The 15,521-nt window shown below is 64.0% G+C and carries 4 protein-coding genes; 3 read left to right on the plus strand and 1 reads right to left on the minus strand.

What is annotated here, in order from left to right; translation table 11 throughout:
- The first annotated feature begins 7 nt into the window (after window positions 1-7).
- The gene (locus tag ACVWVP_RS13295; RefSeq protein WP_259174203.1) at window positions 8-796 is read left to right on the plus strand and encodes a substrate-binding periplasmic protein; all 789 of its coding nucleotides are present in this window, start codon (window positions 8-10) and stop codon (window positions 794-796) included.
- A gap of 170 nt (window positions 797-966) precedes the next feature.
- Here ACVWVP_RS13295 and ACVWVP_RS13300 read toward each other — a convergent pair whose 3' ends face one another.
- Window positions 967-1,518, minus strand: coding sequence for an RNA polymerase factor sigma-70 (locus ACVWVP_RS13300; protein ID WP_176998039.1), 552 nt, complete (start codon window positions 1,516-1,518; stop codon window positions 967-969).
- 302 nt (window positions 1,519-1,820) lie between these two features.
- On the opposite strand from ACVWVP_RS13300, the gene ACVWVP_RS13305 reads away from it, so the two are divergent.
- Both ACVWVP_RS13305 and ACVWVP_RS13310 read left to right on the plus strand, forming a co-directional pair.
- Window positions 1,821-2,573, plus strand: coding sequence for a thioesterase II family protein (locus ACVWVP_RS13305; RefSeq protein ID WP_259174195.1), 753 nt, complete (start codon window positions 1,821-1,823; stop codon window positions 2,571-2,573).
- A 54-nt stretch (window positions 2,574-2,627) separates the two neighbouring features.
- A complete protein-coding gene (locus ACVWVP_RS13310; protein WP_457406397.1) occupies window positions 2,628-15,506 on the plus strand; it encodes a non-ribosomal peptide synthetase in 12,879 nt (4,292 codons plus the stop codon).
- Window positions 15,507-15,521: the final 15 nt, after the last annotated feature.

Genomic DNA, 15,521 nt, shown 5'->3' on the forward strand with positions numbered 1-15,521 from the left:
TGCCTCGATGTTTTCGCCATGGCGGCTGGCTGCAGGACTAACTCTATGGGCACTGGGTACCGCGGGGTGGATGCCGGCTTCGGCTGCGCAATTGGTGAGGATTGGGGCGGCGCATTTTCCGCCGTACACCGTACGCCCTGAACAAGGCGCCGACACCGGTTTGTTGCCGCAACTGGTGGAAGCCCTGAACGCCTTGCAAACCGACTACCAGTTCGTGCTGGTGCCCACTTCCATTCCGCGTCGCTTCCGTGATTTCGAACAGGGCCGGGTCGACATGGCCATCTTCGAAAATCCCGAATGGGGCTGGAAGGCGATTCCCCACACCAACGTCGACATGGGGCTGGAAGATGCCGAAATCTTTGTTGCCCAGCGTGCGACCGGTCGCGATCAGAGCTATTTCGCCGACCTGACCGGCAAGCGCCTGGCAGTGTTCAGCGGTTATCACTACGCCTTCGCCAACTTCAATCCCGACCCCAAGTACATGGCCGAGCACTTCAACGCCACGTTGACCTATTCCCATGACAGCAATTTGCTGATGGTGGCGCGCGGGCGGGCCGATATTGCGCTGGTCACGCGCTCGTACCTGAGTGATTTCATGGTGCGCAACGCGGACATGGCCGGGCAGTTCCTGGTGTCCGAGCGTATCGATCAGGTCTACCACCACTACGCGTTATTGCGACCGAAGGCGCCGATTACCGGCGAAGCGTTTTCCGCGTTGCTCAAGCGCTTGCGGGACAACGGGCAGATGCTGAAGATTTTCGAGCCGTATCGCATCGACGTGATGGCGACGCCCTGACAGGTACACCACATAACCAAATGTGGGGGCTGTTTTTTGTGGGAGCGGGCTTGCTCGCGAAAGCGGTGCGTCATTCAACCGATGAGTGACTGAACTACCGCATTCGCGAACAAGTCGAGTCGTCGCACCGCCGCTCCCACAAGCTGGCCCCTACAGGTTCCTGTGGCGTGTCAGACGCGGCGCGCAAACGTATCGCTATGGCTGCCCGACACCTTGCGGCAGTGCACCAGCGCATCGCGGATCATGAAGTTCACCAGCGTGGGCGAGACGCCCAGTTCCTTGGCGATGTCCTTTTGCGGTACGCCGTGCAGGCGGTACATCTCGAACGCGTAGCGGGTGCGTTGTGGCAGCTCCGTCAGGGCGTCGGCGATGTTTTCCAGGGTGTTGAAATTGATGTGGGAGGTTTCCGGTGAAGCGCCGTGAATGACCACATTCAAGCCTTCCTCTTCCGTCCCGGAGTACTTGAGCTCCAGGGCTTGCTTGCGGTAGTGATCGATCGCCAGGTTGCGCACGATCTGGAACAGGTAACTCAATTGGGCCTTGAACGATGAGGTGATCGTCGGCGCCGATTGCAGCCGGAAGTAGGCGTCCTGCACTACGTCTTCGGCACGGGAGCGGCACCCGGTGATGCGTGCCGCGATCTTCACCAGAATCAGTCGATTGTCGACGAATGCCTGGAGAAGCGGTGAGTCGCACCTGCCTGTGGTTACTTGTTCCGTCATGGAAATCACCTTGTCGCAAAAGAGGTTAGGGGAGGGCGTCCTTGCTGAGGCCTCCTACACATCGGGCAACAAATTATGCTTAATGATAATGATTGTCAAATGAGAAGGCGAACTAATCTTATGCTTTCTTGTTCGGTGTGAACCACGTCTCGCTCGTCCCCGGCGACTAATTATTTGTCGGGGCCGTCCGTTCTTCTGGGTGACAGGCCCGTTAGCCAAACGGCCAAGGATCCGTACCCGCAGGAGAACGAAATGGGTTTTTATCGTGCATACAGCGTGTTTCAGTTTGGAGTCGTCACGCGATGACTACGCCGACTCGACTGCGCCTGTTCTGCCTGCCCTATTCGGGCGCCAGCGCCATGGTGTATGCGCGCTGGCGTCGAGCCCTGCCTGACTGGTTGCAGGTGTGCCCGCTGGAATTGCCCGGCCGTGGCATGCGTATGGATGAGCCTTTGCAGCGCGATATCAAGGCCTTGGCCGCGCAACTCGCCGATGAAATCAGCCGCGACCTGGTCGGCCCTTATGCGCTGTTCGGCCATAGCCTCGGTGGCCTGCTGGCGTTCGAATTGGCGCACGCGCTGAACGCACGCAACGTTCCCGCACCACTGGCCTTGTTTGCGTCCGGCACTGCCGGCCCTGCGCGTCGCGACGTCAGCGAATACGCCATCGAAAAGACCGACGAACAACTCATCGCCCGCCTGCGCGAGCTGCAAGGCACCGCCGAAGAAGCCCTGGCCAACCCCGAACTGATGCAGTTGATGCTGCCGATCCTGCGCGCCGACTTCCTGCTGTGTGGCAGCTTCACCTATGGCGAGCGTGCGCCGCTGGGCATGCCGATCCATGTGTTCGGCGGCAAGCAAGACAGCGTGCGCGCCGACCAGTTGCTCGACTGGCAGGCCGACGCCGCCAGTGGTTTCTCCCTCGACCTGTTCGACGGTCACCACTTCTTCCTCGTGCAGCACGAAAGCGCCGTGCTGCGCTGCATACGCCGTTATGCCGACGAACACCTGGCCCGCTGGCGCAATGGCGCAGCGCGGCAACGCGTAGCTGGCTGAACACGCCCCACGAATTCCCGATTTTCCCGTAAGCCGCTTTCAGGCAGGAACCCCATGATGGACGCCTTCGAACTCCCCCAAACGCTGGTCCAGTCCCTTCAACGTCGCGCCGCGCAGACCCCGGACCAGGTCGCCCTGCGCTTCCTCGCCGACGCTGCCGAGCACAACGTGGTGCTCAGCTACCGCGAGCTGGACCAACGCGCCCGCACCATCGCCGCCGCCTTGCAGGCCAATGCGGATTTGGGCGACCGTGCCGTGCTGTTGTTCCCCAGCGGTCCGGACTACGTCGCGGCGTTCTTTGGTTGCCTGTACGCGGGCGTGATCGCGGTGCCGGCGTATCCGCCGGAATCCACGCGCCGTCACCATCAGGAGCGCCTGCTGTCGATCATCAGCGACGCCGAGCCGCGCCTGCTGTTGACCATCGCCAGCCTCGCCGAGGGCTTGTCGCAGATTGAAAATGCGCCACCGGTCTTGAGCGTCGACAGCCTGGAAAATACCGGCGATTGGACTGGCCCGGTCCTGCACCCCGACGACATCGCTTTCCTGCAATACACCTCCGGTTCCACCGCCTTGCCCAAAGGCGTGCAAGTCAGCCACGGCAACCTGGTGGCCAACGAAGTACTGATCCGTCGCGGGTTTGGCATCGACCTCAACCCGGACGACGTGATTGTCAGCTGGCTGCCGCTGTACCACGACATGGGCTTGATCGGCGGCCTGCTGCAACCGATCTTCAGCGGCGTGCCCTGCGTGCTGATGTCGCCGGCCTACTTCCTCGGCCGGCCGTTGCGCTGGCTTGAAGCGATGAGTGAATACGGCGGTACCATCAGCGGCGGCCCGGATTTCGCCTACCGCCTGTGCAGCGAGCGGGTCAGCGAATCGGCCCTGGAACGCCTGGACCTGAGCCAATGGCGTGTGGCCTATTCCGGCTCCGAACCGATCCGCCTCGACACCCTGGAACGCTTCGCCGAGAAGTTCGCCACCTGTGGGTTCACCCCGAACAATTTCTTCGCCTCCTACGGCCTGGCCGAGGCGACGCTGTTTGTCGCCGGTGGCACCCGTGGCCACGGCATCCCGGCACTGCGTGTTGATGAGCAAGCCCTGGCCGCCAACCGCGCCGAACCGGGGCAGGGCAGTGCGATCATGAGTTGCGGCACCCGCCAGCCGGACCATGCGGTGCTGATCGTCGATCCGCACACCCTCTCAGAACTGGCCGACAACAGCGTCGGCGAACTCTGGGCCACCGGCCCGAGCATCGCCCACGGCTACTGGCGCAACCCCGAAGCCACCGCCAAGACCTTCGTGCAACACGCCGGCCGTACCTGGCTGCGCACGGGCGACCTGGGTTTTATCCGCGACGGCGAGGTGTACATCACCGGTCGCCTCAAAGACCTGCTGATCGTGCGTGGCCACAACCTGTACCCGCAGGACATCGAGCAGACCATCGAGCGCGAAGTGGAAGTGGTGCGCAAGGGCCGTGTCGCGGCATTTGCCGTCAATGACCAGGGCCTGGAGGGCATCGGTATCGCCGTTGAAATCAGTCGCAGCGTGCAGAAAATCCTGCCACCCGAAGCGCTGATCAAGGCGATCCGCCAAGCCGTGGCCGAGGCCTATCAAGAGGCGCCAAGCGTGGTGGTGCTGCTCAACCCCGGCGCCTTGCCGAAGACGTCCAGCGGCAAGGTGCAACGTGCGGCCTGTGCCCTGCGCCACGCTGATGGCAGCCTCGACAGCTACGCACAATTCCCCGACCTGCAGGCGCACGCTGGCGACGCCGCGCTGGAATCAGAATTGCAGAGCCAGATCGCAGCGATCTGGTGCGAGCAACTTCAGGTTGCTACGGTCGCGGCGGATGATCACTTCTTCCTGCTCGGCGGTAACTCCATCACCGCCACCCAAGTCGTGGCGCGCCTGCGTGAGGCCCTCGGCCTGGAGCTGAACCTGCGCATGCTGTTCGAAGCGCCGACCCTGCAAGGTTTTGCCGCCAATATCGCGCAATTGCAGCAGGACGGTGGCGTCGCCCAAGGCGCGATTCATGCGTTGTCGCGCCAGGACGAGTTGCCCCAATCCCTGGCACAGAACCGCCTGTGGATCACCTGGCAACTGGACCCGCAGAGCAGCGCCTACACCATTCCCGGTGCCCTGCGTTTGCGTGGCGAACTGGACGAAGACGCGGTGCGCGCCAGCTTCCAGCAGTTGATCGAGCGCCATGAAGCCCTGCGCACCCGCTTCTACGAACGAGACGGGCAAGCCTGCCAGCGTGTCGACGCAACCACCGGGTTCGACCTGCACGTCATCGACCTCAGCGACCTGCCCGCCGCCGAGCGTGAGGCCCGCGCACAACAGATCCGCGAGGACGAAGCGCGCACCCAGTTCGACCTGGAAAAAGGCCCGCTGCTGTGGGTGACCCTGCTGCGCCTGGACGATGAAGAGCACCACCTGCTGGTGACGTTGCACCACATCATCGCCGATGGCTGGTCGCTGAACATCCTGATCGACGAATTCTCCCAGCTGTACGCCGCGGCCACCCAAGGCCAACGTCTGGAGTTGCCGGCACTGGCCCTGCAGTACGCCGACTACGGCAGTTGGCAGCGCCAATGGCTGGCTGAAGGCGAAGGCCAGCGCCAACTGGCGTACTGGAAAGCGCAATTGGGCGATGAGCATCCGACGCTCAGCCTGGCCACCGACCATCCGCGCTCGGCACAACACCGCCACACTGCCGCGCGCCACACGGTGCGCCTGGGCGCGAGCCTCAGCGAAGCCATTCGCCAGACCGCCCAGGCCAACGAATCCACGCCGTTCATGCTGTTGTTGGCCGCGTTCCAGAGCCTGCTCTATCGCTACAGCGGCCAGCGTGATATCCGCATCGGCGTGCCCAATGCCAACCGCCCACGCCAGGAAACCCAAGGCCTGGTCGGCTTCTTCATCAACACCCTGGTGTTGCGTGCTGCGCTGGATGGGCGCCTGCCGTTCACTGAACTGCTGACCGCAACCCGCCAAGCAGCGCTGGGTGCCCAGGCTCACCAGGACCTGCCGTTCGAACAGCTGCTGGAAGCCTTCCCCCAAGCCCGCGAGCAAGGCTTGTTCCAGGTCATGTTCAACCACCAGCAACGCGATTTGAGCGCCTTGCGCCGCCTGCCCGGCATGCTCGCCGACGAGTTGCCGTGGCACAGCCGCGAAGCCAAGTTCGACCTGCAACTGCACACCGAAGAGGACCGCAACGGGCGCCTGAGCCTGTCGTTCGACTACGCCGATGAGTTGTTCGAAAACGCGACCATCCAACGTCTGGCCGAGCACTACATCCACCTGTTGCAGGCCGTCTGCGAGCACCCCCAGCAAGCCATCGGCGACCTCGTGCTGATGCAGCATGATGAGCAGGCGCGTTACAGCGAGGCTCCCTGCGCGCCGGCCCGGCAGTGGTTGCCCGAACTGCTCAACCAGCAGGTCTCGGATAACACCGCCGTGGTCTGGGACGGCGGCAGCCTGACCTTCGCCCAACTGCACACCCAGGCCAACCGCCTGGCCCATTACCTGCGCGACAAAGGCGTCGGCCCGGACGTGTGCGTGGCCATCGCCGCCGAGCGTTCGCCGCAGTTGCTGATCGGCTTGCTGGCGATCATCAAGGCCGGTGGTGCCTACGTGCCGCTGGACCCGGATTACCCCGCCGACCGCCTGGCCTACATGCTCAAGGACAGCGGCGTGCACCTGCTGCTGACCCAGACCGCGTTGCTGGAACACCTGCCGACGGCCGAGGGCGTGTGCGTCATCGCCATGGACAGCCTGCACCTCGATAGCTGGCCGACCCAGGCCCCCGGCCTGCACCTCGACGGCGATAACCTTGCCTACGTGATCTACACCTCCGGCTCCACTGGTCAACCCAAAGGCGTGGGCAACACCCATGGCGCCTTGGCCGAGCGCTTGCAGTGGATGCAAGCCACGTATCAACTCAACGACACCGACGTGCTGATGCAAAAGGCGCCGATCAGTTTCGACGTGTCGGTGTGGGAATGCTTCTGGCCACTGATCACCGGTTGCCGCCTGGTACTCGCTGGCCCGGGTGAACACCGTGATCCGCACCGCATCGCGCAATTGGTGCAAGAGCATGGCGTGACCACGCTGCACTTTGTGCCGCCGCTGTTGCAGCTGTTTATCGATGAGCCGTTGGTAGCCGAATGCACCAGCCTGCGTCGCCTGTTCTCCGGTGGCGAAACCTTGCCTGCCGAATTGCGCAACCGCGTGTTGGCGCAGTTGCCGGCGGTGCAATTGCACAACCGCTATGGCCCGACCGAAACCGCGATCAACGTGACCCATTGGCACTGCACCGCTGCAGATGGCGAGCGCTCGCCGATTGGCCGCCCGCTGGGCAATGTGATCTGCCGCGTGCTGGATGAACAGCTCAACCCCGTGCCGCTGGGTGTACCGGGCGAGTTGTGCATCGGCGGTATCGGCCTGGCCCGGGGTTACCTGGGGCGCGCCAGCTTGACTGCCGAGCGTTTTGTCGCCGACCACCAGGGCGCACGCCTGTATCGCACCGGTGACCGTGCCCGCTGGACGGCCGATGGGGTCATCGAGTACCTCGGCCGCCTCGATCAGCAGGTCAAGTTGCGCGGCTTCCGTGTGGAACCGCAAGAAATCGAAGCACGCATGCTGGCCCTGGACGGCATCGCCCAGGCCGTGGTGCTGGTGCGTGATGCGCAACTGATCGGTTACTACACCGCCCACGCCGAGCGGGATGAAGTCGACGTAAAAACCGCCCTGGCCGCCGAACTGCCGGAGTACATGGTACCCGCGCTGTTGATGCGCCTGGAGCACATGCCCCTGAGCCCCAGCGGCAAGCTCGACCGCCGTGCGTTGCCCGAGCCCGTGTGGCAAACCCGCGAGCACATCGAGCCCGAAACCCCGTTGCAACAGCAGATCGCTGCAATCTGGCGCGAAGTCCTTGGCGTGCCACGCATCGGCTTGCGTGATGACTTCTTCGCCCTCGGTGGACATTCGTTGCTCGCCACCCAGATCATCTCCCGCACCCGTCAGGCGTGCGATGTGGAGCTGCCGCTGCGCACCCTGTTCGAAGCCAGTGAGCTGGGCGCCTTTGCCGAGCAGGTCGGGCAGATCCAGGCCTCGGGCCAACGCAACCAGCAAACCGCCATTGCCAAGGTCGACCGCCGCCAGCCTGTGGCGTTGTCCTATTCCCAACAGCGCATGTGGTTCCTCTGGCAGATGGAGCCGGACAGCCCGGCGTACAACGTGGGCGGTATGGCGCGCTTGCGCGGCGTGCTCGACGTTGGCCGTTTCGAGGCCGCGTTGCAAGCGCTGATCATGCGCCACGAAACCCTGCGCACCACCTTCCCGAGCGTGGATGGCGTGGCGTACCAGAAGGTCTCGCCACAGACCGGCCTGCGCATGGACTGGCAGGACTTCTCGGCGCTCAACGAAACCGAGCGCCAGCAGCGTCTGCAGCAACTGGCCGATGTTGAAGCCCACACCCCGTTCAATCTGGAAACCGGGCCGCTGTTGCGCGCCTGCCTGGTCAAGGCCGGCGAGCAGGAACACTACCTGGTGCTGACCCTGCACCACATTGTCACCGAAGGCTGGGCCATGGACATCTTTGCCCGTGAACTCAGCGCGCTGTACGAAGCCTTTATCGATGAGCGTGACTCGCCGCTGGCGCCGTTGCCGGTGCAATACCTCGACTACAGCGTGTGGCAGCGCCAGTGGCTGGAGTCTGGCGAGCGCCAGCGCCAACTCGACTATTGGACGCAGCAGTTGGGCAACGAACACCCGCTGCTGGAACTGCCCGGCGACCGCCCACGGCCACCGGTGCAAAGCCATCAGGGCGAGCTGTACCGCTTTGACTTGAGCGATGACCTGGCCGCCCGCGTGCGTGCCTTCAATGCCGAGCGCGGCCTGACCTTGTTCATGACCATGACCGCCACCCTGGCCGTGTTGCTCTACCGCTACAGCGGCCAGACTGACCTGCGCATCGGCGCGCCGGTGGCCAACCGTATCCGTCCGGAAAGCGAAGGGCTGATCGGCGCGTTCCTCAATACCCAAGTACTGCGTTGCCAGCTCAACGGGCAGATGAACGTCGGCGAGCTATTCGAGCAAGTGCGTCACACCGTAATCGAAGGCCAGTCCCATCAAGACCTGCCGTTCGACCACGTGGTGGAAGCCCTGCAACCGCCGCGCAGTGCGGCGTACAACCCGCTGTTCCAGGTGATGTGCAACGTGCAGCGCTGGGAATTCCAGCAAAGCCGGCAACTGGCCGGCATGACCGTCGAGTACCTGGCCAACGATGCCCGCGCCACCAAGTTCGACCTCAACCTGGAAGTCACCGACCTCGACCATCGCCTGGGTTGCTGCCTGACCTACAGCACCGACCTGTTCGACGAGCCGCGCATTGCACGCATGGCCGAGCATTGGCGCAACCTGCTGGAAGCGCTGATCGCCGATCCGCAGCAGCGACTCAGCGAACTGCCCTTGCTCACCGTCGTCGAGCAACACGCGTTGCAAGACAGCCTGGGCATCGAAAAGGGCGAGCATCGCCTCGACCAGTGCATTCATCAGCTGTTCAGCCAACAGGCCGCAGCCCGTGGCGATGCCCCTGCACTGACCTTTGCCGGCGCTACCCTCAGCTACCGCGAACTGAACGAACGCGCCAACCGCCTGGCCTGGATGCTGCGCGAGCGTGGCGTGGGCCCGCAGGTGCGTGTCGGCCTGGCGTTGCCGCGTTCCCTGGAAATGGTGGTCGGCCTGCTGGCGATCCTCAAGGCCGGCGGCGCCTATGTGCCGCTGGACCCGGAATACCCGCTCGACCGCCTGCACTACATGATCGAAGACAGTGGCATCGGCCTGCTGCTCAGCGACGCGGCGATGTTCGAAGCCCTCGGCGAATTGCCGGCGACGGTGGCGTGCTGGTGCCTGGAAGATGACCTGCCGGTGCTCGCCAACTACCCGTCGGATGAGCTGCCGTTTATCAGCCTGCCGCAACACCAGGCGTACTTGATCTACACCTCCGGCTCCACCGGCAAACCGAAAGGCGTGGTGGTGGCACACGGTGAGATCGCCATGCACTGCGCGGCAGTGATCCAGCGCTTCGGCATGCGTGCGGACGACTGCGAGCTGCACTTCTACTCGATCAACTTCGATGCCGCCACCGAGCGTTTGCTGGTGCCGTTGCTCAGCGGTGCCCAGGTGGTATTGCGCGCCCAGGGCCAGTGGGATGCCGAGGAAATCTGCGGGCTGATCCGCACTCATCGCATCAACATCCTGGGCTTCACGCCCAGCTACGGCAGCCAGTTGGCGCAATGGCTGGCGACCCAACAACAGACCTTGCCGGTGCGCATGTGCATCACCGGCGGTGAAGCACTGACTGGCGAACACTTGCAGCGCATTCGTGCGGCCTTCCAGCCCGAGGTGTTCTTCAACGCCTATGGCCCGACGGAAACCGTGGTCATGCCGCTGGCCAGCCTTGCGCCCGAGCAACTGGAAGAGGGCGCTGGCAGCGTGCCGATCGGCAGCATCATTGGCGATCGCGTGGCCTACATTCTCGACGCCGACCTGGCGCTGGTGCCCCAAGGCGCGACCGGCGAGCTGTACGTCGGCGGCGCGGGTTTGGCCCAGGGTTATCACCAACGCCCGGGCATGACGGCCGAGCGTTTTGTCGCTGACCCGTTCGCCCATGACGGCGGGCGCCTGTACCGCACCGGCGACCTGGTGCGCCAACGCGCCGATGGCTTGGTGGAGTACCTGGGGCGGATCGACCATCAGGTGAAGATCCGTGGTTTCCGCATCGAGCTGGGCGAGATCGAAACCCGCCTGCTGGAGCACGAAGCCGTGCGTGAAGCCGTGGTGCTGGCGCTGGATTCGCCGAGTGGCAAACAGCTGGTGGCGTACCTGGCCAGCGATGCCGAACACGGCGCGCTGCGTGACGCGCTGAAGGCTCATCTCAAGGCGCAACTGCCGGACTACATGGTGCCCGCGCACCTGATCGTGCTCGACAGCATGCCGCTCACCGCCAACGGCAAACTCGACCGCCGTGCCTTGCCGCAACCGGACCCGGAGGCCAACCGTCAACACTACGTGGCTCCGCGCAATGAACTGGAAAGCACGCTGGCCGCCATCTGGTGCGCGGTGTTGAACGTGCAGCAAGTCGGCCTCGACGATAACTTCTTTGAACTGGGCGGCGACTCGATCCTGTCGATCCAGGTGGTCAGCCGTGCGCGGCAGGCGGGCATTCATTTCAGCCCCCGCGACCTGTTCCAGCACCAGACCGTGCAAACCCTGGCGGCCGTCGCCACGCGCTCCGAGCAAGTCACCGCGGAGCAGGGCGTGCTCACCGGCCGCTCGGGGCTGACGCCGATCCAGCATTGGTTCTTTGACACCGAGATCCCGAACCGCCAGCACTGGAACCAGGCGCTGCTGCTCAAGCCGTTGCAATTGCTCGACCCACACCGCCTGGAGCAAGCGCTGTTGGCGGTGCTGGAACACCACGACGCCTTGCGCCTGAGCTTCACCTCGCGTGATGCGCAATGGCACGCCGAACACTTGGCGGTGCCGCAAGGTGGCGTGTTGATGCAGGCGCAGGTGCGTGACATGGCTGATTGCACCGCGCTGTTCACCGATACCCAACGCAGCCTCGACCTGGAACACGGCCCGCTGTTGCGCGCCTTGCTGGTGGACGGTCCCGAGGGCCAACAACGCCTGCTGATTGCGATTCATCACCTAGTGGTGGACGGCGTGTCCTGGCGTGTGTTGCTTGAAGACCTGCAAAATGTCTATCGCCAACTGAGCGACGGCCAATCCGTCAGCCTGCCGGCCAAGACCAGCGCGCTGCGTGACTGGGCCGCCCGCTTGCAGGCCTATGCTGGCAGCGAATCCCTGCGTGAAGAGTTGAGTGTGTGGCAACACCAGTTGGCCGGGCCTGACGCGGCATTGCCGGTGGCACGCCCACAAGGCTCGCTGCGCAACCGCGATGCCGACACCGTCAGCGTGCGCCTGGATGCCGAGCGTACCCGCCAGTTGCTGCAACAGGCCCCGAGTGCGTATCGCACCCAGGTCAACGACCTGCTGCTGACCGCCCTGGCCCGTGTGCTGTGCCGTTGGAGCGGCCATGCGTCGGCGCTGATCCAGCTGGAAGGCCACGGCCGCGAAGCGCTGTTCGATGACATCGACCTGACCCGCAGCGTCGGCTGGTTCACCAGTGCTTACCCGCTGCGCCTGACGCCGCAAGCCGGGCAGGGCGACTCGATCAAGGCGATCAAGGAGCAACTGCGCGGCGTGCCGCACAAAGGCTTGGGGTATGGCGTGCTGCGTTACCTCGCGGAGGACGGGGTCAAGCACGCCATGGCGGCATTGCCGACGGCAAGCATCACCTTCAACTACCTCGGCCAGTTCGACCAGAGCTTCGGCAGCGATGCGCTGTTCCACCCGCTGGACGAATCCGCAGGTTTGGCCCACGACCCCGACGCGCCGCTGCCCAATGAGTTGAGCGTCGACAGCCAGGTGTACGGCGGTGAACTGGTATTGCGCTGGACCTTCAGCCGCGAGCGCCACGATCAACACACCATCCGTGAACTGGCGGATGCGTACCTGGCCGAGTTGCAAGGCCTGGTCGCCCATTGCCTGCAGGACGATGCCGGTGGCCTGACGCCGTCCGACTTCCCCCTGGCGCACCTGACCCAGCTGCAACTGGATGCGCTGCCGGTGCCGGCCGGCGTCATCGAAGACGTGTACCCGCTGACCCCGATGCAGGAAGGCCTGCTGTTGCATACCTTGCTGGAGCCGGGCACCGGCCTCTATTACATGCAGGATCGCTACCGCATCAACAGTGCCCTCGACCCCGAGCGTTTCGCCCAGGCCTGGCAGGCGGTGATCGCCCGTCACGAAGCCCTGCGCGCGTCGTTCTGCTGGAACGTCGGCGAAGACATGTTGCAAGTGATCCACAAGCCGGGCAGCACGCCGATCGAATACCTGGATTGGAGCAACGACCCGGAAAGCGAACAGGAGCCGCGCCTGCAAGCCTTGCTCAAGGCCGAGCGGGAAGCCGGGTTCGATCTGCTCAACCAGGCACCGTTCCACCTGCGCCTGATCCGCGTCGGTGCCGAGCGCTACTGGTTCATGATGAGCAACCATCACATCCTCATCGATGCCTGGTGCCGTTCGTTGCTGATGAATGACTTCTTCGAGATCTACAGGGCCCTTGGCGAAGGCCGCGACGCGCAGTTGGCCACGCCGCCGCGCTACCGCGACTACATCGCCTGGCTGCAACGCCAGAACCTTAATGAAGCGCGCCAGTGGTGGCAGCAGAACCTGCAAGGCTTCGAGCGCACCACGCCGATCCCGAGCGACCGGCCATTCATGCGTGACCACGCCGGCCACGGCGGCATGGTGGTGGGCGACTGCTACACCCGCCTCGATGCCCGTGACGGCGCACAACTGCTTGAGCTGGCCCAGGCTCACCAACTGACGGTCAACACCTTCGCCCAGGCGGCATGGGCCTTGGTGCTGCGCCGTCTGAGCGGCGATCGCGACGTGCTGTTCGGCGTCACCGTGGCGGGGCGCCCGGTGGAAATGCCGGAGATGCAGCGCACCGTCGGCCTGTTCATCAACAGCATCGCCCTGCGGGTGAAGCTGCCCGAGGACGATCAACCCTGCAGCGTGCGCCAGTGGTTGAGCAACCTGCTCGACAGCAACATGCAGTTGCGCGAGTACGAATACCTGCCGCTGGTGACCATTCAGGAGCACAGCGAACTGCCCAAGGGCCAGCCGCTGTTCGACAGCCTGTTCGTGTTCGAAAACGCCCCGGTGGAGGTCTCGGTACTGGACCATGCACAAAGCCTGAATGCCACCTCGGACTCCGGCCGCACCCACACCAACTTCCCGCTGACGGCCGTGTGTTATCCGAGCGATGACCTGGGCTTGCACCTGTCTTACGACCAGCGCTACTTCGACGAAACCACCGTGCAAGGCATGCTCGGCGAGTTCAAGCGCCTGCTGCTGGCGTTGGTCCAAGGCTTCCATGGCGACATGGCCGACCTGCCGCTGATTGGCGAGCAGGAGCGTGAGTTCCTGGTGGAGGGCTGCAACCAGAGTGAGCATGTTTACCCGCTGGGGCGCAGCTACATCGAACTGTTCGAAGAACAGGTCGCCGCGCATCCACAGCGCATTGCCGCCAGTTGCCTTGATCAGCAATGGAGCTATGACGAACTGAACCGCCGCAGTAACGGCCTCGGCCATGCGCTGATAGCCGCGGGTGTCGGTCTGGATCAGCCGGTGGCATTGCTGGCCGAACGTAATCTCGACCTGCTCGGCATGATCATCGGCAGCTTCAAGGCCGGTGCAGGCTACTTACCGCTGGACCCAGGCCTGCCCAGCCAGCGCCTGCGCAGCATCATCGACCTGAGCCGCACGCCGTTGCTGGTCTGCACCGAAGCATCCCGCGAGCAGGCCATCGAATTGCTGGAGGGTTTCGACTGCCAGTTGCTGGTGTGGGAAGAAATCCCGGCGCGTGGCGAAAATCCCGGCGTCTACAGCGGCCCGGACAACCTCGCCTACGTGATCTACACCTCCGGCTCTACCGGCCTGCCCAAAGGCGTGATGGTGGAGCAGCGCGGCATGCTCAATAACCAGTTGAGCAAGGTGCCGTATCTGGACCTGAGTCCGGTGGACGTGATCGCGCAGACTGCCTCGCAAAGCTTCGATATTTCCGTGTGGCAGTTCCTCGCTGCGCCGTTGTTTGGCGCACGGGTGGATATCGTGCCGAACACCCTGGCCCATGATCCCCAGGGCCTGCTGGAACATGTGCAGGCCCAGGGCATCACGGTGCTGGAAAGCGTACCGTCGCTGATCCAGGGCATGTTGGCCCAGGACCGCATCGGCCTGGACGGTCTGCGCTGGATGCTGCCGACCGGTGAAGCCATGCCGCCTGAATTGGCGCACCAGTGGTTGCTGCGTTACCCAGGGATTGGCCTGGTGAACGCTTATGGCCCTGCGGAATGCTCGGATGACGTGGCGTTCTTCCGTGTCGATCTGGCCTCTACCCGTGGTACTTACCTGCCAATTGGCACGCCGACCGACAACAACCGCTTGTACCTGCTCGATGGCGCACTGGAGTTGGTGCCGCAAGGCGCCGTGGGTGAGTTGTGCGTGGCGGGCACCGGTGTCGGTCGCGGTTACGTCAGCGACCCATTGCGCACGGCACCGGTGTTTGTGCCGAACCCGTTCGGCGCACCGGGTGAGCGGCTGTATCGCACCGGCGACCTGGCGCGCCGCCGCGGTGACGGCGTGCTGGAATACGTTGGGCGTGTCGACCATCAGGTGAAGATTCGCGGCTACCGCATCGAACTGGGTGAAATCGAAGCGCGCCTGCATGAGCAACCGGAAGTCCGGGATGCGGCGGTGGGCGTGCAGGAAGGCGTCAACGGCAAGCATCTGGTCGGCTATCTGGTGGCGGCGGATGAAGCGCTGAACCCAAGCGAACGCCTGGACCGCATCAAGCAGCGCCTGCGTGCCGAATTGCCGGAATACATGGTGCCGCTGCACTGGCTATGGCTCGACCGCCTGCCGCTCAACGCCAATGGCAAACTCGACCGCAAGGCGCTGCCGGCCCTGGAGATCGGCCAGTTGCACAGCCAGGATTACCTGGCGCCGCGTAACGAACTGGAAACCACCTTGGCTGCGATCTGGGCTGAAGTGTTGAAAGTGGAGCGGGTGGGGGTGCAGGACAACTTCTTCGAACTGGGCGGGCACTCGCTGTTGGCCACGCAAATTGCCTCGCGCGTACAGAAGACCTTGCAGCGGGATGTGCCGCTGCGGGCGATGTTCGAGTGCAGCACGGTAGCGGAGTTGGCCGAGTATATCGACGGGTTGGCGGCCAATGAGATCAGTGCCGAGAAGGTGGATCGGTTGAGTGATTTGATGGCGGAGTTGGAGGGGCTTTAATCTCGGCAGTCCAGA

It is taken from the genome of Pseudomonas sp. TE24901 (assembly GCF_054058375.1).

What these genes read in the sequence shown, in the direction of transcription:
- ACVWVP_RS13300 (WP_176998039.1), bottom strand. Translation starts at nt 1,518, where the DNA reads ATGACGGAACAAGTAACCACAGGCAGGTGCGACTCACCGCTTCTCCAG.
- ACVWVP_RS13295 (WP_259174203.1), top strand. Translation starts at nt 8, where the DNA reads ATGTTTTCGCCATGGCGGCTGGCTGCAGGACTAACTCTATGGGCACTG.
- ACVWVP_RS13305 (WP_259174195.1), top strand. Translation starts at nt 1,821, where the DNA reads ATGACTACGCCGACTCGACTGCGCCTGTTCTGCCTGCCCTATTCGGGC.
- ACVWVP_RS13310 (WP_457406397.1), top strand. Translation starts at nt 2,628, where the DNA reads ATGATGGACGCCTTCGAACTCCCCCAAACGCTGGTCCAGTCCCTTCAA.